This is a genomic window from Eggerthella guodeyinii (genome assembly GCF_009834925.2).
In the GTDB taxonomy this organism is placed as follows: domain Bacteria; phylum Actinomycetota; class Coriobacteriia; order Coriobacteriales; family Eggerthellaceae; genus Eggerthella; species Eggerthella guodeyinii.
Genome location: NZ_CP063310.1, coordinates 377150 through 400650, shown reverse-complemented (window position 1 = coordinate 400650; position 23501 = coordinate 377150). Strand labels below are relative to the sequence as shown.

General features: G+C 65.7%; 21 protein-coding genes. 14 read left to right on the top strand and 7 right to left on the bottom strand.

Annotated features, from left to right (window positions below):
- Positions 1-508 precede the first annotated feature (508 nt).
- From GS424_RS01625 to hypB, 4 genes are all read left to right on the top strand, one after another.
- A complete protein-coding gene (locus tag GS424_RS01625; protein ID WP_160942043.1) occupies positions 509-1069 on the top strand; it encodes a TetR/AcrR family transcriptional regulator C-terminal domain-containing protein in 561 nt (186 codons plus the stop codon).
- Positions 1070-1199: 130 nt separating this feature from the next.
- A complete protein-coding gene (locus tag GS424_RS01620) occupies positions 1200-2618 on the top strand; it encodes a 4Fe-4S binding protein (protein WP_160942044.1) in 1419 nt (472 codons plus the stop codon).
- 9 nt (positions 2619-2627) lie between these two features.
- Entirely contained in the window at positions 2628-3002 is a 375-nt protein-coding gene (locus GS424_RS01615) for a hydrogenase maturation nickel metallochaperone HypA/HybF (RefSeq protein ID WP_160942045.1), read from the top strand.
- Complete coding sequence (hypB, locus tag GS424_RS01610; protein WP_160942046.1) at positions 2999-3670, top strand: hydrogenase nickel incorporation protein HypB; 672 nt, start codon at positions 2999-3001, stop codon at positions 3668-3670. Before GS424_RS01615 ends, hypB begins: the two co-directional genes overlap by 4 nt.
- 265 nt (positions 3671-3935) lie before the next feature.
- Here hypB and GS424_RS01605 read toward each other — a convergent pair whose 3' ends face one another.
- Positions 3936-4763 (bottom strand): metallophosphoesterase, encoded by an 828-nt coding sequence (locus GS424_RS01605; RefSeq protein WP_160942047.1) that lies wholly within the window; start codon positions 4761-4763, stop codon positions 3936-3938.
- Between the two features lie 158 nt (positions 4764-4921).
- Between GS424_RS01605 and GS424_RS01600 the strand changes: the two genes are divergently transcribed.
- The 3 genes from GS424_RS01600 to GS424_RS17880 all read left to right on the top strand — a co-directional run bounded on the left by GS424_RS01600 (position 4922) and on the right by GS424_RS17880 (position 6968).
- The gene (locus tag GS424_RS01600; protein WP_154333394.1) at positions 4922-5317 is read left to right on the top strand and encodes a molybdenum cofactor biosynthesis protein MoaE; all 396 of its coding nucleotides are present in this window, start codon (positions 4922-4924) and stop codon (positions 5315-5317) included.
- 179 nt (positions 5318-5496) lie between these two features.
- Entirely contained in the window at positions 5497-6036 is a 540-nt protein-coding gene (locus GS424_RS01595; RefSeq protein ID WP_160942048.1) for an RNA polymerase sigma factor, read from the top strand.
- Between the two features lie 500 nt (positions 6037-6536).
- Positions 6537-6968, top strand: coding sequence for a hypothetical protein (locus GS424_RS17880; protein WP_244977638.1), 432 nt, complete (start codon positions 6537-6539; stop codon positions 6966-6968).
- Between the two features lie 26 nt (positions 6969-6994).
- Here the strand turns inward: GS424_RS17880 and GS424_RS01585 are convergent, their stop codons facing one another.
- Entirely contained in the window at positions 6995-8737 is a 1743-nt protein-coding gene (locus GS424_RS01585) for an FAD-dependent oxidoreductase (protein ID WP_160942049.1), read from the bottom strand.
- Between the two features lie 138 nt (positions 8738-8875).
- Here GS424_RS01585 and GS424_RS01580 point away from each other — a divergent pair, with 138 nt between their 5' ends.
- Positions 8876-10330: a helix-turn-helix transcriptional regulator gene (locus GS424_RS01580; RefSeq protein ID WP_160942050.1), complete on the top strand. Its 1455-nt coding sequence runs from the start codon at positions 8876-8878 to the stop codon at positions 10328-10330.
- A 109-nt stretch (positions 10331-10439) separates the two neighbouring features.
- Here the strand turns inward: GS424_RS01580 and GS424_RS01575 are convergent, their stop codons facing one another.
- Positions 10440-11942 carry a flavocytochrome c gene (locus GS424_RS01575; protein ID WP_160942051.1) on the bottom strand — a complete coding sequence of 501 codons (1503 nt, stop codon included), beginning with the start codon at positions 11940-11942 and terminating at the stop codon, positions 10440-10442.
- A gap of 224 nt (positions 11943-12166) precedes the next feature.
- Here GS424_RS01575 and GS424_RS01570 point away from each other — a divergent pair, with 224 nt between their 5' ends.
- From GS424_RS01570 to GS424_RS01555, 4 genes are all read left to right on the top strand, one after another.
- Complete coding sequence (locus GS424_RS01570; RefSeq protein WP_160942052.1) at positions 12167-13675, top strand: helix-turn-helix transcriptional regulator; 1509 nt, start codon at positions 12167-12169, stop codon at positions 13673-13675.
- Between the two features lie 154 nt (positions 13676-13829).
- The gene (gene amaP, locus GS424_RS01565; protein ID WP_154333387.1) at positions 13830-14450 is read left to right on the top strand and encodes an alkaline shock response membrane anchor protein AmaP; all 621 of its coding nucleotides are present in this window, start codon (positions 13830-13832) and stop codon (positions 14448-14450) included.
- 11 nt (positions 14451-14461) lie between these two features.
- A complete protein-coding gene (locus tag GS424_RS01560) occupies positions 14462-14959 on the top strand; it encodes a DUF2273 domain-containing protein (protein WP_160942053.1) in 498 nt (165 codons plus the stop codon).
- Between the two features lie 96 nt (positions 14960-15055).
- Entirely contained in the window at positions 15056-15565 is a 510-nt protein-coding gene (locus tag GS424_RS01555; RefSeq protein ID WP_154333386.1) for an Asp23/Gls24 family envelope stress response protein, read from the top strand.
- 129 nt (positions 15566-15694) lie between these two features.
- Here the strand turns inward: GS424_RS01555 and GS424_RS01550 are convergent, their stop codons facing one another.
- Positions 15695-16588 (bottom strand): coproporphyrinogen III oxidase, encoded by an 894-nt coding sequence (locus GS424_RS01550; protein ID WP_160942054.1) that lies wholly within the window; start codon positions 16586-16588, stop codon positions 15695-15697.
- A gap of 137 nt (positions 16589-16725) precedes the next feature.
- Positions 16726-18669 carry an FAD-binding protein gene (locus GS424_RS01545; protein WP_160942055.1) on the bottom strand — a complete coding sequence of 648 codons (1944 nt, stop codon included), beginning with the start codon at positions 18667-18669 and terminating at the stop codon, positions 16726-16728.
- A gap of 227 nt (positions 18670-18896) precedes the next feature.
- Between GS424_RS01545 and GS424_RS01540 the strand changes: the two genes are divergently transcribed.
- Both GS424_RS01540 and GS424_RS01535 read left to right on the top strand, forming a co-directional pair.
- On the top strand, positions 18897-20408 hold the full coding sequence (locus tag GS424_RS01540) for a helix-turn-helix transcriptional regulator (protein ID WP_160942056.1): 1512 nt from the start codon (positions 18897-18899) through the stop codon (positions 20406-20408).
- A complete protein-coding gene (locus GS424_RS01535; RefSeq protein WP_160942057.1) occupies positions 20405-21574 on the top strand; it encodes an Mbeg1-like protein in 1170 nt (389 codons plus the stop codon). Before GS424_RS01540 ends, GS424_RS01535 begins: the two co-directional genes overlap by 4 nt.
- Here the strand turns inward: GS424_RS01535 and GS424_RS01530 are convergent.
- Positions 21571-22458, bottom strand: a complete 888-nt coding sequence (locus GS424_RS01530; RefSeq protein ID WP_193666533.1) for a BRO-N domain-containing protein — start codon at positions 22456-22458, stop codon at positions 21571-21573. The genes GS424_RS01535 and GS424_RS01530 overlap by 4 nt on opposite strands.
- A gap of 146 nt (positions 22459-22604) precedes the next feature.
- Complete coding sequence (locus tag GS424_RS01525; protein WP_160942058.1) at positions 22605-23483, bottom strand: DUF6179 domain-containing protein; 879 nt, start codon at positions 23481-23483, stop codon at positions 22605-22607.
- Between the last annotated feature and the right edge of the window lie 18 nt (positions 23484-23501).

Here is a 23501-nt window from a genome sequence, read left to right as displayed (position 1 = left end):
TGCATCCTGGGGATTCGCCTAGTTTACCATCCCACTCCGCACACGTATTGCACACCAAGAAAATGTGGCAATCATCCACCGCGCGGCGGGTGGCCGCGGGTCGCACGAACGGCGCCCAGAACACGCGCGGCAGCGACCTCGGCTGCACGTGCGGGCGCGCAAATCCGCTCGAAGTAAGCAATTTTTTCGTTTTGCGTACGATTTCGGAACTTTCGGGCCGCTCAGCGCACCTCCGAGATAAGGCGAGCTCGCATTTCCCCAGGTCGGATTTGTTCGCATCGACAAGAATCGTTGGAGCAGCAGCCCAAACGTACGCAAAACGCAAAAATTGCCTAGAACGCCGCGATTTGCGTGTCCGTGACACGCAAATCGCGATCGTCACGCACGCCAAGCTCCCGCCCTTGCGTCAAGCAGCTCTGCGCCACGCTGCGCTTGAGCAGGAATACGCTTGTACCCAAACGCCAACCACCCGTGGTATATTTATCCACCAAGGGGACAGGGGGTCTTTATGGCGAAAGACGACCGCGACATCAAGGGCGCATACGTCGCGGCCTTGCTTGAGCTGTGCGCATCGAAGCCCTTGAAGAAGATCACCGTGGGCGACGTGTTGAGCGAGGCGGGCACCGCTCGCCAGACGTTCTACAACCATTTCAGAGACATCAACGATCTGATCGCCTACGTCCACATTTCCATCCTCGAAGAAAACTACCCGCCGTTCTGCCCGCCCGATGCCTCGGAGCAGGTATTTCGCTTCATGCTCGAGCACAAGGAGTTCTACCGCCAGCTGCCGTACCACGACGGCCAAAACTGCTTCAGGGACAGCTATCTGGCATGGCTCAGGGAAAACTACTACGCGGTGGCGTTCAAAGACATCCCCGCCGGGAGCGAGGAGTATCTCAGGAGAAAGGCCCTCGTGGACGCCTATCTGTACGGCAACGTCGACCTCTTCATGGAATGGTGCAAAAGCGGGCTGGAATGGCCGATCGAGGCGCTCATGGCCGTGATCTACGAAACATCGCCCGACTTCATCCTCGACGAAATGCTGCCCGACTTCAAAGCGCCGCGCTAGGCGGCCGCACCGTCGACTAGACGACTGCACCCTCATTGTCTGTTTTCCCGCAGAACGCCGCTTCCTAGAATGAAAGCGGGAGGTTGCCGCATGCGGCAACCGAGAACATTTCTGGCTGAGAGGGGCAGACATGCACGCAGACGAGACCAAGCACGTGCAAGAACCGACGAATCACGAGGGGATCAAGCGCCGCGACTTTTTGAAGGGGGCCGCATTCGGAGCCGTCGGCATGATGCCCATCATGACGCTGTTCGGCTGCGCGCCGGAATCGGCGGCGAACGCTGCGGGCGCAACGGACGGCCAAGGCGCTGACGGAGCGCCGACGAAAACGTACGAATGCGTGCTCGATAGCGACGAGCTGATGGAGGCGGTCCTCAACGAATCCGAGGTGACCAACGACCTCACGCTGACCGACGGCACCGTCATTCCCGCTGTCTACCTGCGCATGCGCAATCGCATCAACCGCATCGGACGCGGCATCGGGTCGACGCCCGCCGAGAACAGCTGGGACATGATCAAGTACCTCTGGAGCGAAGAGGACGCCGAGCACTACCTGGAAATGCCGCTGCACGAGTACTTCACCGCCAGCGACTACGCCGGCGTGTCGGGCCGCTCGGAAGAGGAATGCGCCGCCATCCTGGAAGACCAGGCCGACCGCTGCCTCATCTGGCGCGTCCGCCGCGGGGGCCTGCCGTTCTACGCGCTCATGCCGTACATCAACGGCTTCTGGGAGTTCAACGAGCTCAAGGCCCTCTATTCGGGCGTCGAAGGTGCCGTTGCCGAATTCGACACCCAGGGAATCGCCGGCACCGACCCGAACGGCGAGAGCGGCTTCGACACCACGTTCCCGCTGTTCCGCTCCTATCCGGTAAGCGCCGAGGTCGTTGCCGAGGACCAGCTGCAGCCCTACCACGATTGGCGCGCCCTCATCAAGCGCAACTCCACTATCACCGTATCGGCCTGCCAGTGCCGCACCATGTGGGATGCGCTCGGCGTCGAGTTCCCCGAAGAGCACCCCCATCGCACCTGCCTGTCGCTGGGAGAGATGGCCGAGTACTTCATCGAGACGGGCATCGGCGAGCAGATCACCCAGGACGAAGCCATCGAGATCGTCGAGGACATCATCGAGCGGGGCATGGTAGTGGAATCCATCTGCGCCAAAAATGCCGACATCATCTGCTGCTGCCATTCGAAAAGCTGCGGCAACCTGATGGCCTATCGCGGCATCAACGGCGAGGGCGCGGCGTCGACATACTACAACGCGTATGTTCTCAGCTACGACGCGGATGCGTGCACAAAATGCGGAACGTGCATCGAGCGCTGCCCCATGGAGTCCATCAGCTTCGGCGACGACGGGGCCTGCGTCATGGACAAGGCGTGCGTGCGCTGCGGCCAGTGCGTTGCGGTGTGCCCTTCGAGCGCCCGCATCCTCACCGCCAACCCGAGCTATCCCGAGCTGCCCGCCGACTACGTGGAGTGCAACAAGTTCTTCGCGAAAGACCGCATGCAGCGAGGCCAGCTCGTCGACTTTGTCGCGTCCAGCCTGTAGGAGGGCGTTATGCACGAGATGGCGCTGGTGCGCAACGTGGTGGACGTCGTGCTCGACGAGGCCGAAGCCGCGCATGCAGCCGAGGTTCGCGCGGTTCACCTCGTCATCGGCGAGGGGCGCGACGTGGTCGAGGAGTATTTCGAGAGCCTGTTCCAGTTCCTCGCGCGCGGAACGGTTGCCGAGCGTGCCGAGGTGATCATCCGCCGCGTTCCCTACCGCGTGCAGTGCAACCGGTGCGGAGCCGTGTTCCACGTCAACGTGATCGACCGCGCGACGTGGGCATGCCCCGCGTGCGAGGCGTATCAGGATTACACGCTGGTCAGCGGTATGGAGTTCTCCATCAGCAAGATCGAGGCGGTTGAGCGAGAAAGGACGAGCGCATGAACGAGACGCGCGTTATCGAAGTCAAGCAGAACATCCTCGCACGCAACGACCGCGCCGCCGACGCGTTCCGCGCGGCGCGCAAGGCCGACGGCACGTTCTTCCTCGACGTGATGGCGTCGCCGGGCGCGGGCAAGACGACGCTTCTGCTCGCCCTCATCGAGCGTCTGCGGGCTCAGGCGACATGCGGCGTGATAGAGGCCGACCTGGAATCCGACGTCGACGCCCTCAAGATCAAGGAGGCGGGCGTGTCGTCCGTCGAGCTCAACACGCGCGGCGTCTGCCACGTGGAGATGGGCATGGTGCAAAAGGCGTACGACGCGTTCGGCGGAGCGCATTTCGACTACCTGTTCCTGGAGAACATCGGCAACCTCGTGTGCCCTGCGGAATTCGACACGGGCGCACACGCGCGCACCATGCTGCTGTCGGTGCCCGAAGGCTACGATAAGGTGTACAAGTATCCGCCCATGTTCGCCGTGGTCGATGCGCTCGTGGTGACGAAATCCGACTATCTCCCGCTCAACCCCGATTTCGACATGGAGGCGCTGCATGCGCAAGCGCGCGTGCTCAACCCCGGCCTCGACATCTTCGTCACGTCGGCCCGGACCGGCGAAGGCGTCGACGAGCTCGCAGCGTGGGTGCGGGAGCGCCGGGCGGCGGCGCTGGCGTAAACCCGGGGACGGGGGTGCCCTGCGGCGTGCGGGGTGCCCCTCCGGGTCGCGACACGCGAATCCGCTCGAAGTAGGCAATTTTTTCGTTTTGCGTACGTTTGGACCTCTGCTCCAACGATTCTTGCCGATGCGGACAAATCCGACCTGGGGAAATGCGAGTTCGCCTTTTCTCGGAGGGGCTCTGAGCGGTCCGAAAGCTCCGAAATCGTACGCAAAACGCAAAAATTGGTTACTTCGCCGCAATTTGCGTGTCCGAGCCGCCGGCTCACAAATAAGCGCGCAACAGGGCGATCTCTGGCACTACGCAGAAGCGGATGGTGAAGCGCGAGGTGCCGAGGCCCGTGTTCACGTGGAGCGCTTGGGTGGCCGTGCGGCCTTTGATGGTGTAGATGCCGTTCGTGTACGTTTTGCCCAGCTTCGTGGTGACGGGCGGCTTCATGAACGGGAGGCGCACCTGCCCGCCGTGCGTGTGACCTGCCAGAACGATATCGTAGTCGTAGTCGACGTACTGGTCCACCACGTCGGGTTCGTGGACGAGCAGGATCTGGAAGTCCCAGGGCGAGCTCTTCGACTCGTCGGGCATGTAGGGCTTGCCGCCCAGGTAATCGTCGATGCCCGTGACCATCACGGCGTGGCCGAGGTCGGTGTACAGGTAGCAGTTCTCGTCCTGCAACAGCGTGAATCCCGAACCCTCGATGACGTCGCGGTAGCCCTTCACCTCTCCGCCCGCGCAATCGTGGTTGCCCCAGATGGCGATCTTGCCGTACCGCGCCTTCAGGCGCCGCAGCTCGCGCACGACGTTCTCGTCGTCGCGATAGGCGTTGTAGCGGTCGTACAGGTCGCCCGTGAACACGATGAGGTCGGGGGCGAGCTCGTTCGCCTTGTCCACGATGCGTTTCAGCTGGCGGACGGTGTATTCCGGCTTGATGTGGATATCCGAGAGCTGCACGATCCTCAGCTCCTCGGACCCCTCGAACGGCTCGTTGAGGCGATGCTCGTTCACCGTCAAGCGGTACGGCTCCACCTTGAGGGCGTAAAGCAGCAACCCGGCCACCAGCAGCACGATCGCGCCCGCAATCGACAATCCCGCCATGGCCGCTCCTTCCCGTCGCCGCACCGCACCTTGCCGTCGCGCTGGACGATGCCGTTGCCGTAGCCGCATTATACCCTCCCCCATTGTCGCACGCCCGCGCGCCCAGCCGTTCGTCGCTGGCGTATAATGGGGCGATCATCCTCAAGGAAGGGAGCAGCATGGCTCAGCAGGAACCGTCGATCGACCAGTGGCTCGCGGAAGCGAAGCAGGACCCGAAGGCCGCGCAGTGCGGCATGTTCCTCACCCACAACGGCATCGTGCGCATCACGCCGAAGCAGCAGGTGCGCGAGGGCGTCGAAGGCCTGGGCGAGGTTGCCCAGGTGGAGTTCTCCTACGACGCGGCCGGCGTCGAGGCGGCGGTCGAAGAGGCCCTCACCTGGCCGGGCGTGTACTACGTGCGCACGTGGCTCAACGAGGGCGTGCTGAACGTGGGCGACTCCATCATGTACGTGCTCATCGGCGCGGACATCCGCCCGAACTGCATCGACGCGCTGCAAAAGCTCGTCGGCACTATCAAGAACGATCTCGTGGTGGAAAAAGAGATCTACGCGTAAAGCGAAGCCGGCTCCGCAAAGCGGGCGACTTCACGCGACGGCCTCCGGCGAAGGGCCGTCACTCGAGCGGCACGCGGAAAGCGGCGAAGCGGGCGATTTCCCGCTTCGCCGCTTTTTTCTCGTTCTGGGCACATTTCCGCACACCGCTTCGTGTTGACGGCAAGGAGGCGATACCCCGTATGCAACCAACGCTCAGGCAGGACGACTTCATGGAGCACGCCATGCGCACCTGGGGAAGCACCGTCTACCGCCTGGCCCTCAACCAAACGCAGTCCCCGCATGACGCGGACGACGTCTGCCAAGACGTCTTCCTGCGCCTGCTGAAAGACGCGACCAGCTTCGAAGACGACGAGCACCTCAAGGCGTGGCTGCTGCGCGTCACCGTCAACTGCTGTCGCGACCTGCATCGTTCGGCTTGGAAACGCCGTGCCGAACTCACCGATGCGGTTCCCGATGCAACGGCCGAAGACCCGTGGGGCGACGATGCCGTGCGCGCCCTGCACGAAAGCGAGCTCGGGCGCGCGCTGAGACGCCTGCCCGACAAGATGCGCTTGATCGTGCACCTGTATTACTACGAAGGGTATTCGACCGAAGAGATCGCGCACCTCGCGCACTGCGTGCCCGCCACGGTTCGCACGCGCTTGCGCCGGGCGCGCACGCAGCTGGGGAACATGCTGGGAAAGGAGGCATCCTTTGGGACGGACAGGACAATCGACTGAGCGGGACGACTACCATGCGCTGATGGACGACATCGAGATGCCGAACCGCGTGCACGACCGCGTCATGCGCGAGGCGCACCGCCTGCGGAGGGCCGAAGCGACGCGCGCGCAGCCGACCCGTCGCGGTGGCAGCCGACACCAGCGACGCCGTTTCGTCGGAGCCGTCATCGCGGCGGCTTGCGCGCTCGCCCTCGTGGGCGGCGTCGCGTTCGCCATCTCGCGACAGCTCGACGGGCCGCCAGCGGAAAACTCGTTCGCCCTCGACACGCACACCACCAACTTCGGCCACGGCGGCTTCTGGAAAGTGTGGCACAGCGATCCGGAAATCGACCCGAACAACGCCGACGACGCGCCCGACTCGGGACAACGCTACCTCTCGGTGGCCTACCTGTTCGACCTCACCTGCACGGGAACGAACGTCGCGTCGCTCACGTACACGGTGGAAGGCGACCGCGTCCCTTCTGGCAGATTCCGCTTACCGGGAGGGCGACGATCCCTTCGTGGAGGATCGCGCCACAAGCTTCACCGTCGGCTACGACGAGCAGAACGTGAACAATGCCGAAACCTGGCGCGCCTTGCGGGTGTCGTTCCCGCTGGAGGGCGAGACGGCGACGCTGCACGATGCGGCAACAGAGGAGTTTTACAGCGGCCGTCGCGAGCGGGACGTCGAGCTGCACGAAAACCTCAACGCGCTTCTCGTCCGCCGGTATGCCGACATAGTCTCCCAGGCGCGCCTCGAAGTTACGGCGACGTTCGAGGACGGGTCGACCGAGACGAAAACCTACGTCATCGCCCCGGTCGACAACCTCGAGGAAACGCTGCGCGCCTACGGCGACGCCCTGCGCGCGCAAGCCGCGGAGGCGGAGGCGAACCCCGGCCCGACCAACCCGATCGACCAACCGCAGCTGTTCACGTTCACGCAGGTCGAATAGGAGGGGGAAAGCGCCGCTCCGCGCGCCTACGCCTTGCCCAGGATGTGGAGCACGGCGTGGCGACCGAAGGTGATGGTGCGGCCGTTGGCGCTGCCAATCAGAAGCTCGGGGTACGAGCCCGCGAACAGGCTTCCCGAGCAGTTGCCCACGGCGTACAGGCCCTCGATGGGCTCGCGCGCCTCGTCGATCACGCGCGCATGCTCGTCGATCTTCAACCCGTCGAGCGTGCACAGCACGTGGCCGCCGAAGTACGCCCCGAAGTACGGGGGCGTGCCCAGCGCCAGCATGTCCTTCGACTCCTTGCCGAAGTCCTCGTCGACGCCCCGCTCGCACAGCTCGTTGTAGCGCGCGACCGTCGCCTTGAGGGCGTCGGCCGGCATCAGCAGCTTTTCCGCCAGCTCCTCAAGCGTGTCGGCCTGCTGGATGATGCCGTTCTCGATGGCCTGGAAGATCATGCCGTCGTTCGCCTCGAACGTCAGGCCCTCGCCGTTGGGGTTGCCCTCCGGCGTGAGCGTCTCGGACGGCGCGATTCGCGAGCAGCCGATGGTGTGGAACGCCTTGATGTGCTCCTGGTAGTTCGCGTCCCAGATGCTGGCCAGCTTGTGGCCGGGATGCGCCGTCCCCACGAACAGCGGGTAATCGTACGGCGAGCTCTCGCAGCACACGCGTTCGCCGCGCATGTTCACCTTGAGGAACGGCTGGTCGCCCATCCAGCACGACGTGCCCGCGTACGGATAGCCCAGCTCCACGTCGGGCGCCACGGCCGCGCGAGCGAAGGTCATGAGCGTGGGGATCTCGTCCTTGACGCCGCCAGCCCACAGGCCGGCCTTGATGCCGTCGCCCACGCATCCCATCTGCGCCATGGACACGCCGCCGATCGACGCCGCGTCGGGGTTGAGCTGCGCGAGCAGGTCGGGGTCGGCCTCGTAGCCGCCCGTCGCCAAGATGACGCCCTTCGATGCGTTGATGCGCACGTACGAGCCGTTGTTGTCGGCAATTGCGCCGGTCACACGCCCGTTGTCGTCACGCTCGAGCTGCACGAGCGCCGTCAGGTAGCGCACGTCGGCACCCCACTCCACGGCCTTCTGCAACAGATACGTGCTGGCCTTCGGAAGCGCCTGCACCATGGCTGACGGGTCGGCGTTGTCGCCCACCTTCTCCTGCGCGGCAGCCATCTCCTCATCCGTGTACGAGTAGCTGAACCCGTGCTGCAGCGGGTACACCGGCCAGCAGCCGTGGTAGGCGCCGCCCGTGTCGGTCTCGAAGTAGGGCGTCACGCCGAACTCGGCCACGGCGTCGCAGATCCAGTCGAACGCCTCGCCCGACTCGTTCACCCACACGCGCGCCACCCGGGGGTCGCACCACCCGTTCGTGTAGCGGGTGAACTCGTTGAGCACCGCCATCTTGTCCACGCTCACGCCCGCCGCCTCATCGATACGCGAGCCGACGACGCCCACGTACGTCTTCATGCTGCCCGACGAGCCGCCCTTCTCGATGCAGACGACCTTCGCGCCTTCCTTCGCCGCCACCGCGGTGGCCATGATGCCGCCCGAGCCCGCGCCGCACACCAAGATCTCCGTCTCCACCGTCTCGGCGATGTCGAGCGTCGACACGTCGAGCGGGCTACCGTACCACTCCGCAGCGGTCGCGACCTCGCTCTCCTTGGCCGCCGCGCTCGATCCCTTGGCCGCGCATCCGCCCAAAGCGCCCGCCGCGAACGTCGATCCCGCCACGACCAAGCCGCCCTTCAAAAAGGTCCTTCGATCCATCGTGCTCCCCTTTCGTATCCGAAGCCGAACCCATTCGGCATATCCAGATCAAGCGTAGAGCGGCATTCTCGACCTGCGTATCACCGATTGGTATTAAAGTGGAAAGGTGCAGGTAATTGAGGGTATGGGAGGTGCTCGATGGATATGGCGAACCGGCGCTGGCCGTCGCTCGCGCTGACGAGCGTTCTGCTGGTCGGCTCGTTCTCGTATCTTCAGACGCTGCTGTTCCGTCCCAAAATGCTAACCGCCTACCTCTCGGGCGACGCGCTGCTCGTGTCCGTGGAAGCGCAAACCCTCATCACCGTCGCCTTCATCGTGCTGTCGTGCGTGCTGGGCGCTGCGGCGATCCGCCGCCGCACGCGCATCGGCGCCGCAGCCCTGCGCCTTTCGTGCGCGGGCCTGCCGCTGGCGTGCTCGGTGCTGCTCGCCACCACGCAAGCCCCCTTCGTGCCGCTGACGGTTTCGGTGCTCCTCGGCGTATCGTGCGCCTCGCAGATGCAGCTCAACTTGAAGAAGCGCCCCTTCGATGCGCGCTCCTCGCTGGACGACTACGTGCTGAGCGCCCTCATCAGCCTCTGCCTCTCGTCGCTGCTGTCGCACGGAGGCTACGTGTTCGCGCAGACCGACGCCGAGGGTTCGCTCGTGCTCGCCTGCATCATGACCGTCACAGGATGCGCGATCTGCCTCGTGCGAGCAACGCCGTCCGGGCAAGACGAGCCGTCCGAACGCGCGCCGGGCGACGCGCCCCTGCGCTGGAAGATGGTCGCGAAGTCGGTGGCCCCCATCCTGCCCGCCGGCATCATCTGCTCCATCAGCTTGGGCATGTCGCTGCACAACGACCTGTTCGAGGAGGCGCTGCGCGCGCCGGGGCTGTTCGCCCTGGGCATCGCGCTGACCGTCGCGGTTCTGCTGGTGCTGTTCAGGCGTTGGCGCGAGCGCGACGACGAGCGCGACGCGGAGATCGTCCTGGCCATGGCCGTGCCGGCCACCATCGGCATCCTGGCATCGTTCCTCGCCGGCGTGCTGGACCTGTCGGCCACGTTCGTCCTGCTCGTGTGCTCGAACCTGCTGTTCCTTTCCCTCACCTGGGTGGAGGTTCTGCACCTCTACGGCAGGAAGGCCCTGTCGTCATCGGCGCTGCCCTTCCTCTCGATCATCCTGCTGCTGGTGGCGTTCGCGGCGGGCATGACGCTGTCCGCGGTGGTCCCAACGGCCGTGGCGAACATCGTCGTCCCCATCGCCGCGCTCGCCTACCTGGTGTTTCTCGTCTTCCATTCCCAGCGCGAGCTTGAGTACCGGCCGCGCGAGCAGCCGTCGGACAACCGGCTGTCGTACGATCTCATTCGCGAATCGGCCTGCCGGAGCATGGGCGAGGATTTCCGCCTGTCCGCCAAGGAGACGGAGGTGCTCGCGCTGCTGGTGACGGGCATTTCGGCCCCGGCCATCGGGAAGCGCCTGTTCATCTCGCATGAGACGGTGAAGACGCACAAGTACCACATCTATCAGAAGATGGGCGTGCACAACTTCGAGGAGGCGGTCGACGTGTTCCATCGCTACGCCGACCAGGCCTGCGAAGCGGAAGCGCGACCGTAAGGAAGCCCGGCCCCGCGCTGCGGAACCGGGCTCATGGAGGGGTGGGCGCAGTACCGGCCCACGGAGAGGGAGAAGCGGGCCGGCAGAGCCGACCCGCCGGGAGGATGCGTTACGCGAGGGCCTCGGCCACCACTTCGCCGACGTTCTTGCCGAACACGGTGATGTCGCACACCGCGTTGCCGCCGATGCGGTTGTTGCCGTGGATGCCGCCCGTCACCTCGCCGGCCGCGTACAGACCGGGGATGGGGTTGCCGGACGCGTCGAGCGCCTCGTTCTTCTCGTTGATCTTCACGCCGCCCATCTCGTGATGGATGCCCGGGGCAACCTTGATGGCGTACATGTTGCCGTCGGCGAAGGCGATGCAGCCCTCGGTGCGGCCGAACTCGTCGGTCGCGCCCGACGTGGTGATGGCGTTGTACGCGTCGATGGTGGCCTGCAGCGTCGCGGGGTCGACGTCGATGGCCGCCGCGAGCTCGGCCACGCTGGCGCCCTTCTGCACGAGGCCCGATTTGTCGTACTTCGCGATGGCCTTGTTCGCGTCGTACACCTGCTGGTCGAACGTGCACCAGGCGAAACCGCCCGGCTGCTCCAGCTCGGCCGCCGACACCTTGTCGCGCGTGGACATCTCGTCGAAGAAGCGCTTGCCCTCGCTGTTCACGAGGATGGCGCCGCCGCCGCGCACGCCCTCGGCGATGAGCGTCGAGGACTCCTGCTCCACCGTCGGGTGAATCTGGATCTGGTCCATCTGCACGAGCTCGGCTCCTACGCTTTCGGCCATGGTGTAGCCGTCGCCCGTGGCACCCGGCTGGTTCGTGGTCACGTAGCCCTTGAGGTCGGGGCGGTACTGCACCACCATGTCGGGGTTCGAGCCGAGGCCGCCCGTAGCCAGAATGACCGCCTTCGCGCCCAGCACCGTCTCCTTGCCTTCGAACTTCACCTTGACGCCCGTCACCGCGTCGCCATCCTTGACCAGCTCTTTCGCTTCGCAGTTCATCTTGATGGGGATGTTGCGCTCCTCGACGGCGGCCACGAGGCCGGGCACGAGCGTGAGGCCCACGGCCGAGCCGTCCGTCGGACGGTGGCAGCGCTTGACGGACATGCCGCCGGTCAGCGTGATGTTGTCCAGCGTCACGCCCAGACCGTCCAGCCAGTCGATGGCACCGGCCGAGTTGTCGCACATGAACTTCACCAGCTCGGGATCGCCCGTGTTGTGCCCGCCGTCGAGCGTTTCCTGCGCGAACAGGTCGTTGCTGTCCTCGATGCCCTGCTCCTTCTGGAACTTCGTCTCCGAGGCGTTCATGCCGCTCGACGAGTAGTTCGTGTTGCCGCCGTTCACGCCCATCTTCTCCAGCAGCACGACGTTGGTGAGACCCTTGTCGTACGCGGCGATGGCCGCGGAAAGGCCGGCGCCGCCGGTGCCGATGACCACCACGTCGTACGACTCGCCCGCAGCCGCGCCCGCCTCGCCGGACGACTCCTCGTCCTGAGGCGCGCAGCCCGTCAAGCCGAAGCTTCCCAGCACGCCCAGCGCGCCCATCGCGCCCACGCCTGCGATGAAGCTGCGGCGCGTCAGACGATGCGGTGCGTGCATGCCGTTCTCGAATTCTGCCATGGTTCTTACTCCTCCCTTGAGCCCGTGCGCATTCGACCGCGCCGGGCATTGCCTTGCGAATTCAACAGTATCGAAATGGTTGAAGTTGCCTACACCCATGATGGGCGTACTTGCATAAACCCGTATAATGATGCCCGCAATGAAAGTGCGCTATCCGGGAGGGAATTCGCACGCCAATGAAACCCGCACGCGAACAGAGTGCCGCGCGAAGCGTGCCGTTCGGCATGGTCGCAGCAGGATTGGCCTGCCTGTTCGCGGGAATCTGGACGAGCGACGGGGCCGCCTTGACGCTGCTCGAACCGCCCGGCGGCGACCTCGCCATGCGCGTCTCCTCGCTCATCGTGTACATCGCCCTGTTCGTCGGGGTGCGGCGGCGCATGCGCGGCGCCCGCACCGAGCAACGCGACCTCAAGCGCTTCCTGATCATCGCCGCCGGAGCCGCCCTCGTCGCCTACGCGTTCGGCACCGCGATCATGCTGAGCGCGGGCCCGTTCGACGGCTCCACGCGGGCCGTTGTCGCGTCTCTCGCGTTCTTCCTGCTCAAGGGTATCGGCGCGCCGTTGAGCGTGGCGCTCGTCTGCTTGAGCGCCACGCTTCCCTACCGCCTCGTGGCGCAGGTGTCGGCGCTGGGCATCCTGGGCGCATTCGTGCTGAAGGAGGCGGCGGAGGCGTTGGCCGCGTTCGCTCAGCTGGGAGACGTGGGCGCGTTCGCCGTCGGGAGCGTCCTGATCGCGGCGGCAGCCGGCCTCGTCATCGCGGCGCTGCAACGTCGGCGCTCGGTCGTCAGGCTCGACGCATCCGCAGAACCGCCGGAGGAACGCGCGACGGTGCTGCTGCCCTTCCGCACGCTCGCCAACCGCAACCTCGTCGTCGGGGTGGTGGTGGCGTCCATGATGCTGGGGTTTTTGCGTTCGAGCTCCTCCATCGGGCCGGTCGATTCCCCGCCCGCCGTGATGGTGGCGCTCGTGCTCATCATCGCGGCCATCGGGCTTGTGCCGAGCATCGGCGTGCACGAGCTGTTCCGCGGGGCGCTCGTGTGCACGGCGGCCGGCTTCCTGCTGGGACCCGTGCTGGATCTGTTCGCAACCGGCGGAGGGGACGTGCTGGTCAGCATCGGCACGTCGCTGTTCGAGGTGGTGGTGTGGGTGGTCGCCGTCGTCATCGTGCGCTCGTGCACCGAACCGCTGCTGGCCGCCGCGGCGGCGCGTCTCGTCATCGTCGTGGGGCATCTGGCCGGCGCGGCCCTCGGCATGCTGGCCGAAGCGTGGGCGCGGGTGGACGCCACTGCCCCCGAAGCGTTCTCCCTCGTCATCGTGTTCGCCTACGTCATCATGCTCGTGTACCTGTTCAACGACCCGGTGGCGAAGCTGCCGTTCACCGCGGGGCGCTTCGCCGCGCCGCAACCCGCAGCGCCCGTCGCTTCCTCCCCGACGACCGCCTCCTGCGCGCCCGCCGCCGCGGCAGCGCCCTCCGCCGGAGCGCCCGCCCCGAGCGACCCCGATCCGTGGGAAGCGCGCTGCACCGCCGTCGCGCGCGAGCACAATCTGACGCCGCGCGAAACCGACGTGCTCGAGCAGCTTGCGCGCGGACGCGACCTCGCGTTCATGGAGGAGAAGTTCGTCCTGTCGCGCAACACGGTGAAGATGCACATCAAGCACGTGTACGAGAAGCTGGGCGTGCACAGCAAGCAGGAAGTCATCGACCTCGTAGAGTCCGCGCGCCCGCAATCGTAGCCATCGCCTACAGGGTCTCAACGACACGGCAAACGTCCGGCGGCACTTCCGCACCATCAGCTACCCCGACCCTCGCTTTCTTCTAGAGTAGTCCCACTCTATCCGGCAGCGCATCGCCATCCGGCGTGCGCATTCAAGAAGAAAGGCGGCATCTATGGGAAAGTTTAAGCGCTTTTGCATGATCGTGTTCGTCGTTGCTGCCGTGCTGGGCGTGGGCGTGCTCGCAACCCTCTGGTTCGCCTGGGAACCGCTGTTCCCGGCAATCGCATGGCTCATGAGCATGCCTTGGTTCTTCATCGTCGAAGCCGTGCTGCTGGGCATCACGGCGCTGGGACTGCTGGTCGTGCTGATTCGCGCCATCACCGCTCCGGGCAAGAACTCGCAGCTCGAGCTTGAACGCGACAACGGCAGCATCGCCATCACGCAGAACGCCATCCAGTCGACGGTCAAGCACGTCATCGAGGGTCATCACGGTCTGGCGACGGACAACGTGAAGGTCCACATCACGAACAAGCACGATCCGCGCATGAGCATCCACGCGAAGATCGATCCGGGCCGCAACGCCGAGCTGGGACAGCTGGGCGCGAAGCTGCAGGACGAGATCGCCGCGACGCTCGAGGCCTTCACCGGTTACCCGGTGGATTCCGTGCGCATCACGTTCGCCGGCGACGCCGACGTGGTGACGCCCGCGTTCACGCAGCAAGCCACCAAGTTCACCGACGACACGCACCGCCAGCACCAGACCAAGCCGGTGCCGGCCCACGTGGTCGAGTAGGTGATGCGCTCATGACCCAATCCACGATGCGCATCCACACCGCGCCGGCCCCGGTGGCGGCGCCGAAACCGACGACGAAGCCGGTAATGAAGCCGCAGCCGAAGCCGACCGTGGCGACGGTGGCGACGAAGCCGAGTCCCGCGCCGGCGGCAGCGCCCGCGTCCGCGCCGGCGGCAGCAAGCGCTAAGCGCGAGGAGCCGCAAGCCCAGCAGCGCACGGCCGACACGCCGTCCGACGTCATCGCGAACGCGGCGTCCGAGACGAAGCGCGATAAGGGCGTGTACGCCAGCATGAAGCGCGCGGTGTCCCCCTACGTCGAGCACCACAGCCATGCGGTGCTGTACGGCATCCTCGGCTTCGTCGCGGCGGCCCTCATCCTCATCATCGGATTCTGGCCCACCGTGCTGCTGGCCGTGTTCGCCGCCATCGGCGTGCTCATCGGCAAGTACCGCGACGGCGACCGAGCAACGCGCCAGCAGATGAAGCACTTCCTCGATCGGTTCAACTAGCGAAACGCCTCGCGTGCCGCGCCCTTCCCGTTCCCGAGATTCGCGCAGCCCGAGGCGTTCGCTCCATTATTTTTCACGCTACAGAAAGGAACTACCATGACCCAGAGCACTATGGCCAAGCCCGCCACCTCCACGTACAACCCCTATTCCGACATGGACGCCGACCAGAAGAAGGGCGACGCGCCCGTCACCGCCTCCGACGTTCCTGCCGAGCCGGTATACAAGCTGGTCATCGACGAGAACGTTGTTGAGAAGATCTCCTCGATGGCCGCGCAGAAGATCAACGGCATCATCGACATGAAGGGCAACGTGCTGTCCCGCATCCAGGAAGGCCTCGGCGGAGACGACAAGACGAAGGGCGTCAACGCCGACATCGTCGACGACACGAACGCCAAGATCAACCTCGACGTCATCATGGAGTACGGCAAGTCCGCACCCGAGATCTTCGACGACATCAAGAAGGTCGTCGGCGGCGACCTCAAGGATATGACCGGCCTCAACGTGGTCGAGATGACCGTGAACGTGGTCGACGTCATGACGCCGGAAGAGTACGCCCAGAAGAACGGATCCAACACCGACGACGGGCAGCAGGACGGCTCCAACTAGCTTGGACACCCCCTCAGCGTCGTACCGCGGAGCCGCCCCGTCCGAGCTCCGCACCCCGCACTGCAAGCCCGCCCCGCCTCGAAGCGGGGCGGGCTTTTTGATGGCGGGAACAGGTTCTCGCGGTTGGCCCTACCCAGCCTTGCGCACGTCTTCCGTGATCTTCGCGAAATCGCCCTTTGCGGCACGGTAGCGAACGAGGTCGCGCGTGTTCACGCTCTCGACGCCGTCGAGACGCGTGACGGCGCCCAGGCCGAAGCCCACCTGCGGCGCGCCCTCGGCAGCCAGCCGCGCGAAGCGATCCTCCTTGGCCTCGCGCGCGAAGCGCAGCGGAAGGTACTCGGCGAACCCGCGCTCGACCAAGGCGTCGCGCATCCCGTCCAGCTGGCGCGCGACCTCTTCGGGCTCCGCCTCGAGCTCGGGAGCCACCCGCACCAGCTCCACATGCGTCGCGTGCGAACGCGCGGCCGCAAGCGCGGTGCGCCGCACGGTGAGCGCGCCGTCCTCCCCGTCGCGCGCCCTATGGCCGAACGCCAGCACGAGACCCAGCGTGTCGTTCGCATAGGAGTGCAGGAAATGGTCGCAGATGATGGGCAGGTCGTTCAGGTTGTCCACCCGGTTGAGGCGCACGAAGTCGACGGGGTTGAGCGACAGCATCTCGAAGTCGAAGCGCGTCACGCCGGCGCGGCGGAAGAACGGCATGGTGGCGCCGCTCACGTTCGCGATGGACGAGCGCATGGTGACGGGCGCATCTTCGGCCACGTCGCAGGCATGTCGCACGGCCCGCACGATACGGGCGATGTCCGCGCCCGCATTCGACGCTACGCCGCCGCCCAGCTGCACGGCGCGCACGCGGCAGTCGTCGAACTGCCCCGCGTTCGCCTCGATCTCGGCCACGAGCGCATCCGCGTAGCGCGCCATTCGCGCGCTGTCCCATCCGAGGATCATGCCGTCGCGCCTGAGCGCGTCGTCCTTCACGCAAAACGGGATGGACACCTGCACGATCGCATCGCGTTTCTCAGTCATGGTGGGTTGCTCCTTTTCCTCGCTTCTCGCGCGAAGCGGCGACCGCCCGAGAGCGACCGCCGCGCGCCATGGGCCGGCTGGCATCAGGGAGGGAGGGAGGGGGTGCGCCAGCCGGCCCCGAATCGGTTGATGCGGCGCTACGCCTTCACGTCCTCGATCACGCTTTCCGCAGCGCAATAGCCCGAGGTGAGCGCCGAGGCGCAGCTGTTGCCGGCCGTGGGCGTGGCGTACTGGATGCCGTAGCGCTGACCGCAGGTGTTGCCCGCGGCGTACAGGCCCGCAATGGGCTCCTTCGCGCCGGTGAGCACCTGGTAGCGCCCATCGGTGCAGATGGCCGCGTGCTGGCACAGGCCGCCGGAGGGGTTGCCGCCCGTCGTGCCGAACGAGGCGAAGAACGGCGCGTCCTTGATGGGGAACAGGTTCTGCGGGTCGCAACCCCAATCGTCGTCGTGCCCCTTTTCGCACAGCTCGTTGTAGTGCGCAACCTCGGCCAGGAAGTTCTCCTTGGCCTCGCCGGTGTAGCCGACGATCTCGGCCAGTTCCTCAAGCGTGTCGGCAGCGTACACCGTGGAGTACTCCTTGCCGAAGCGGGCGAAGGCGCGCACGTCGAAGCCGTCGTTGCCGGTTTTGTAGTTCGCCATGTTCTCGCGCACTTCTTCCACCATGTAGTCCGAGCTGCGGTCCATCGTCTCATGACCGTAACCCTGGTGGGACAGGTATTCCTCCCAGTTGGCGTCCGTCACGTTCACCAACAGCTGGCCCGCGGGAAGCATGTCGAGGTAGCCGTTGGAGCCGTGCTTCACCATCGTCTCGTTCATGAAGCGCTTGCCGTCGTTGCCGAAGCACGGCCACGCGCCGCCGAACGCGAAGCCCGGCACGCCGTTGATGCCCGCGGCCTGGCCGGCGCGGGGGCCGCCCTCCATCGTGCCGCCGGCCCACATGCACATACGGATGCCGGAGCCGTCGCGGCCCATGCCGCCGATGGAGGTGGCGTCGGTGCGATCGTTGCCGTACGACCAGGCGATGTTGCGCATCTGATCGGACAGGTCGAGGCGCATGTCGGGGTTGCCGCCGAAGTCGCCGGCTGCCACGATGGTCGCCTTCGCGTTGATCTGATGGTACGCGCCATCGACGTCCTGGAAGATGGCGCCGGTCACCGCGTCGCCGTCTTGCACGAGCACCACGCCCTGATAGCCCCATTTGATGGTGCCGCCGGCGTCTTCGAACGCCGTGTGGACCGAGCGGATGACGAACGGCCACATGTTGATGTTGGATTCCTCATCGCGCCATTGGGTCATGGCCGGCCACGACTTCTGGCCGCAGCACTCGCCGCTGAAGTTGTCGTTGCCCTTGTAGTTCGAGGTCTTGGCGTACTTCTCCACGTACTCGGCGGGGATGTGCTCCACCATCCAGTCGAGCATCTCGCCCGAACGCGTGGCGTAGTCGCGCACGATCTTCTGGTGCGCATGGCCACGCGAGAGGCGCATGTACTCGTTGAACACCTCGGTCGTGTCGATCTCGGGCGTGCCCTTGTCCAAGAACAGCTTCGAGTTGTAGCAGGCCATGTCGCAGGCGTACTCGTCGTACTCGTCGTACGTCTGCATCTCGGCGAGGAAGACGTTCGCGCCCTCCTCCTGGCAGCGCAGCGCCGCCACGGTGCCCGCGTTGCCCGCGCCGATGACCAGCACGTCGCACTCCTCGGTGTCGGCGATGTCGCTGACCTCGGGGGCGTCGCCCAGCCACGCCGGCTTGTTCAGCATGAAGTCGGCCGGCTTGATGCCCAGCTGCTCGCAACCGCCGCCGGCGGACAGCACGCCGTCGCCCTTGAGGGTGATGTACTCCTCGGGCGTGGTGGGCGCCTTCGCGCTGGCGTTCTGGCCACGATTGAACGTCGACAGCTCCTGCATCACATCGTACGTGCCGGCTTCACCGGAATCGGCCGCTGCTGCCGAGGCGGTGGATGCCGATTGCTGCGGCGAGCATCCGCCCAGCGCGCCGAGCGCGGCGACGCTCATCGTGCCGGCGGCCGCGCCCTTCAAGAAATCGCGACGCGACCAGCTGTGCTTCGAGGTGGTTCCCATGTTCCCGCTCCCTTCAATCAAATACCCGTGTTCCCGTTTCGTCACCGCGCGGTTTGTTGTGCGGCACCGAACGTTCGGCTACACTACGGTTCAGGCTAGGGTTCCGCCATCACTGAAAGCGATGATTTCGAGGTTCGCGCGGCGCACCCCCCGGGGGTCGCCCCATAGCTGAATTTGGTGATTTGCGCTGTCTACGAGGGAAAACGCTGCGGCGTTGCAGGGAGGACATGGGAAGCGCACAACAACACGTTTCTGAGCGGGCGCGTTCGACGTCCGTCTCGTTTAAGCCTGCGCTGCTGGGTGCGGGGTTGCTGTTCTCCGTCTTCCTCAACGCGATCCGGTTCTTCTCCGAAGGCGAGACGGACACCGCCTTCTCCTTGCACCCCTTCGCGGTGTACACCGGTTGGGGCCTGTTCGGCTGCGGCATCGTGCTTGCGGCGGTCGCCGTGCGCGCGAAACGCGTCGGCCGTCCCGCGCCCGACCTCACCCGCACCGGTCCGGTGCTGCTCGGGGCCTGCCTTACCGCCCTCGGCATGCAATTCATGCTGCCCCTGTACACGCAGCTGTCGCTGCCGTTCATCGAGCCTGTCGTGTTCGGCATGGCGTTCGGGGCGGGGCTCACGATGCTCACGACGGCCTGGGGATCGGTCTTCGCGCGGCTCGAGCCCGAGAACCTGCTGTTCAACAGCGCGCTGGGCATCATGCTGGCAGCCGTCACCCACGTTGCCGCCGAGCCGCTCTCGCCCACGCCGCTGGGGCTGGCGATGGTCGCGTGCACGCTGGTAGCGTCCATCGCGCTGCTGTTCGTTGCCCGCACGCTCGACGAGCCCGCCTCGTCGCAACCCGCCGACACCGAGCGCGAGGAGGACGGTGATCACCGCGCGCGGCTGCGCAAGGCACGCGCCATATTGTGGATGCCTCTCGTGGGCGCATGCATCACCTGTTTCATCTTCGGACTGACCTGGGACCCCGTCATCTCCAGCGAGCAGACGCGCCTGCCCGACCCGCTGGGAGCTTGGAAATCGCTCATCGGGCCGTCGCTGCTGGCGATCATCGTCGCGCTCATCGTGCTGCGGAAAGCAGACTCGTCGCCGCTTCGCTTGCTCAACCAGGCCGTGTATCCCATGGCCGTCGCGCTGCTGCTGGCGTTGCCGGTGATCAGCACCGACAGCAACGTCGTTGCAGGCACCATCGACGTGCTCACCCAGGCCAGCTTCGCCGTGATCGCGCTGGCCATCTGGTGCAGCATGGCCAGCGCCGCCCGCAGCGTTCCCCTCGCCGCCGCGGTCGTGTTCCCCGCCTGCCTCGTGCTGCTGGCGCTCGCGTTCGTGGCCGGCCTGTGCGGCATCGCCATCATCGGCACCGACGGGCGCGCCATATGCCTCATCATGCTCACCGTGTACCTGGCCCTCATCGCCATCTCGTTCGCGCAGGAGTCGCGACAGCGCGAAGTCCGCCGCACCGAGCCGCGCGGAGCGGACGACTCGCGCACGTACATCCACCGCCGGTGCGACACGCTGGCCGTCGAACGCGGGCTGTCGCCGCGCGAGCGCGAAGTGCTGTACTACCTGGGGCGCGGCTACAACCACGGCTACGTCGCCGAGAAGCTGTACATTTCCGAGAACACGGTGCGCACCCACGTGCGCCACATCTACGGGAAGCTGAGCATCGGCTCCCGGGAAGAGCTCCTCGCCCTCATCGACGCTGAAGACGCAGGAACTTCGGGAGCGCGACGATGAACATCCTCGACTATCTGGGTACCGAGTTCGCCTCGTTCGAGGAAAAGCCGTTCAACCCGGTCGATTCGGCGACGCTCTCGCAGTTCTGCATGGTGCGCGCCGAGGGCATCGTGCCGCCGCTGCGCGAGCGAAAAACGTTCGGCGCGTTCGGCACCGTCGTGAAAAACCTCCTGTCTCCGTCCGGACGTCCCGCTCGGTTCACCGACGCATTGCGCGCCGAGCGATACGAGCATATGTTCTCGGGCCTCATTCCCGGCCGCGTGAAAGAGAACATGCTCGCGCTTGCGGCCAGCCCGCGGTTCCGCGACGTCGCCGTCCGCGACTACCTCAGCCTGTTCGATACCGAGCGGCAGACGCAGTTCGCCGCCATGACGTTCGTGTACAAAAAAGAGTTCGCTTACGTGGGGTTCCGCGGCACCGACACGTCCATCACCGGCTGGCGCGAGAACTTCAACATGGCCTACACCGCGCCCGTCCCCGCGCAGGAGCAGGCCGCACGCTACCTGGAAGCCGTCGCCCCGCACCTCCCGCGGCGGCTGTTCGTCGGCGGCCACTCGAAGGGGGCCAACCTCGCGCTGTACGCCGCGCTGAACGCGCCCGCCGCCGTGCAAGAGCGTATCGATCGCGTCTACACGCACGACGGTCCCGGCTTCAAGGCGGGCGCGTTCTCGCCCGACGACTGGCGGAAGCTGGACGGGCGCATCCATCGCACCGTGCCGCAAGACTCCATCATCGGGATGCTCATGGAGTCGCACACGCCGCCACGCGTGGTGCACAGCACCGAGCGCGGCCTCATGCAGCACAGCCCGTTCTCCTGGGAGATCGACGGCGACGATTTCGTCTACCTCGATGACCTCACCGACAACGCGAAGTTCACCGACGCCCTGCTCACCGAGTGGCTGGCGCGTTATTCCGACGAGGAGGCCGCGGCCATCGTCGATGCGCTGTTCAAGGCCATCGAAGCATCGGGCGCCCAGAACGCCACCGATATATTCTTCGGCGGATCCAAAACGGTGACCCTGCTCAGCGAGGCTGCGAAGAACATCGACGGAACGGCGCGCGACACGCTCGTCGGCGCCCTCGGGTCGCTCGCCGAGCTGGCCACCCATCACGTCACCCAGGGTATCTTCGGCATGTTCGCCCCCAAGCCGAAAGAGCGCCCCTAGACGTCCGGTCCCTCCTCCGCGCGCCGCCCGTCACCGAGCTCGGCCGCAGCCTCTATCACCTCTCCGAGAACCCTCCGGAAATCCTGGGCGTTCTTCGACGTGACGACCGGCCTGCCTGTTTGAGCCTCGATCTCCTCGCGCGCGTTGCCCGCCACGGAACCGCCCCTTTGGGCCACCCCCTTGCTCTGCTCGAACGTCTCCGGCTCCTCAACCTTCGACAGCTCGGTCGTCGTCGCCTCGGCAAGCATGTTGAGCACCAGTTCGAGCGTGCTCATATTGTCTCGAAGGTTCTCCTTCGTCAGGCCCTTATGGTTCTTGTATTGGCGCGTGGTCATGCCCGCCCACGCTTTCGAAATCTCATCCGTGAGGATGGCGAATTCCGATCCTTTCGAGACGCCTCGCTCGATCCACTCATCCGTCAGCTCTTTGCGCACCGAGATCGCCTGCAAGCGCTGGTTCACCCATTCAGGGCTGTAGCCCTTTTTGAGATACGTCTCGAGCGCGCGGTCGATGCCCTGCTCGGGATCGACGGTTTCCTCGATGCGCTCGGTGCCAACCTGGGCGAGCCACAGCTTGAAGGGCTCGGCCTTCGGAGAGGGAACGGACTGGACGATGCGAAGGACGCCGTGAGTTGTCGCGCAATCGGTTGCGCGCATTTTCCCGTCACTCGCTTTCATTTTCAACTGGTGACAATATGTCACCGTTTGACTGCCCTCCTCCTTGAGCCGCTGCTTGAGCTTGTTCCAGTACTTTCGACCGTCTTTGCTCTCGGTCAGCACCGCCACAACGTCGACCACCGAGAAATACCACTCCTCCTCGTCTTCGTTCCAAAGAGCGCGAATGCGGGAGTCCTCGTACAGCTTGAGCGATTGGATGGGTGCCATGGCCACCTCCTTGCGTCCTGGGCGTCTTGGACTGGAGGTGCCTGGCTGAGCACAACGCCGCTTTTATCAGTAGATCCATTATAGCATCAAATGGGTACGTATGTTCGTAAATATCAAAAACTTGATCGCGCGGGTGCGAACCTGCGCTACAAGACGAACACCCCGTCGAGCGAGCCGTGCCTCAACGCGTTGTCGAGACGCGGCACGAGACCGGCCGCGGCCCAGCGCGCAAGCTCCCGCGCCGCTTCCTCGTCGGGGCCGCGCAGGCCCAGCTCGTCGCATGCCCGGTCCGCCGCCCCAACAAGCAGCTTCCGGCGCTCGGCAGCCGAACGATCCGCCAGCAGCCGGGCGATACGCGCGCGACCTCCCTCGCCGACGCATAGGCCGCGCACGTCGCCGCCCGCGAGCGCGCAGCCTACCGCGTTCGCCGCCACCGGTTCGAACAGATTCACGATGAGCTCGCCGTACGCAGGATGCACGCGCCTCAGCACCGCCTTGCAGCGCCCCAGATCGCACCGCCGCAGGAAGCGGCATTCCGCTAGCAGCCGCTCGAGGTACGTCGTCACGTACGCCACGCCCTGAATCTCCTCCGGCACGGGGCGGCAGAGCGGATAGTCGATGTCGGCCGGAATCTCGTGCGCGAAGAATCGCGGCTCGTAGCGCGCCCCGAAGTCGCGCAGGCTTTCGAGCGTATCCCGCAACGCAACGCTCTCCAGCAGTGGCATGCTGAGACACACGTCCTTCCACAGGCCTTTCACCTGAGCCGCCTGCTCCTCGATGCGATGCAGGCTGCGCGCGAACACCTCCTCGGCACCCTGTTCGAGCACGTCGAGCATCGCCGCCTCGTCGGGATCGTCGGCGTCCACGCCCAGCACGAAGCACACCGATTCCAGCAAGCGATGCGCGTCGTACTCGGGAATGGACGTGCTCTCGCCCATCGTGAACAACGCCACCTGCTTGGCCAGCACGCCCCACACCTGCGCCTGAAACGCCGCGCCTACGTCGACGGCATCGTCAAGCCGCATGCGCAGCGCCCGGCCTTC

Coding starts and splice junctions, on each gene's coding strand:
- GS424_RS01550 (WP_160942054.1), bottom strand. CDS start 16,588: ATGACTGAGAAACGCGATGCGATCGTGCAGGTGTCCATCCCGTTTTGC.
- GS424_RS01545 (WP_160942055.1), bottom strand. CDS start 18,669: ATGGGAACCACCTCGAAGCACAGCTGGTCGCGTCGCGATTTCTTGAAG.
- GS424_RS01530 (WP_193666533.1), bottom strand. CDS start 22,458: ATGGCACCCATCCAATCGCTCAAGCTGTACGAGGACTCCCGCATTCGC.
- GS424_RS01585 (WP_160942049.1), bottom strand. CDS start 8,737: ATGGATCGAAGGACCTTTTTGAAGGGCGGCTTGGTCGTGGCGGGATCG.
- GS424_RS01605 (WP_160942047.1), bottom strand. CDS start 4,763: ATGGCGGGATTGTCGATTGCGGGCGCGATCGTGCTGCTGGTGGCCGGG.
- GS424_RS01540 (WP_160942056.1), top strand. CDS start 18,897: ATGGGAAGCGCACAACAACACGTTTCTGAGCGGGCGCGTTCGACGTCC.
- GS424_RS01555 (WP_154333386.1), top strand. CDS start 15,056: ATGACCCAGAGCACTATGGCCAAGCCCGCCACCTCCACGTACAACCCC.
- GS424_RS01620 (WP_160942044.1), top strand. CDS start 1,200: ATGCACGCAGACGAGACCAAGCACGTGCAAGAACCGACGAATCACGAG.
- GS424_RS01570 (WP_160942052.1), top strand. CDS start 12,167: ATGGTCGCAGCAGGATTGGCCTGCCTGTTCGCGGGAATCTGGACGAGC.
- GS424_RS01525 (WP_160942058.1), bottom strand. CDS start 23,483: ATGCGGCTTGACGATGCCGTCGACGTAGGCGCGGCGTTTCAGGCGCAG.
- GS424_RS01595 (WP_160942048.1), top strand. CDS start 5,497: ATGCAACCAACGCTCAGGCAGGACGACTTCATGGAGCACGCCATGCGC.
- GS424_RS01575 (WP_160942051.1), bottom strand. CDS start 11,942: ATGGCAGAATTCGAGAACGGCATGCACGCACCGCATCGTCTGACGCGC.
- GS424_RS01580 (WP_160942050.1), top strand. CDS start 8,876: ATGGATATGGCGAACCGGCGCTGGCCGTCGCTCGCGCTGACGAGCGTT.
- GS424_RS01535 (WP_160942057.1), top strand. CDS start 20,405: ATGAACATCCTCGACTATCTGGGTACCGAGTTCGCCTCGTTCGAGGAA.
- GS424_RS01600 (WP_154333394.1), top strand. CDS start 4,922: ATGGCTCAGCAGGAACCGTCGATCGACCAGTGGCTCGCGGAAGCGAAG.
- GS424_RS01615 (WP_160942045.1), top strand. CDS start 2,628: ATGCACGAGATGGCGCTGGTGCGCAACGTGGTGGACGTCGTGCTCGAC.
- hypB (WP_160942046.1), top strand. CDS start 2,999: ATGAACGAGACGCGCGTTATCGAAGTCAAGCAGAACATCCTCGCACGC.
- amaP (WP_154333387.1), top strand. CDS start 13,830: ATGGGAAAGTTTAAGCGCTTTTGCATGATCGTGTTCGTCGTTGCTGCC.
- GS424_RS01560 (WP_160942053.1), top strand. CDS start 14,462: ATGACCCAATCCACGATGCGCATCCACACCGCGCCGGCCCCGGTGGCG.
- GS424_RS01625 (WP_160942043.1), top strand. CDS start 509: ATGGCGAAAGACGACCGCGACATCAAGGGCGCATACGTCGCGGCCTTG.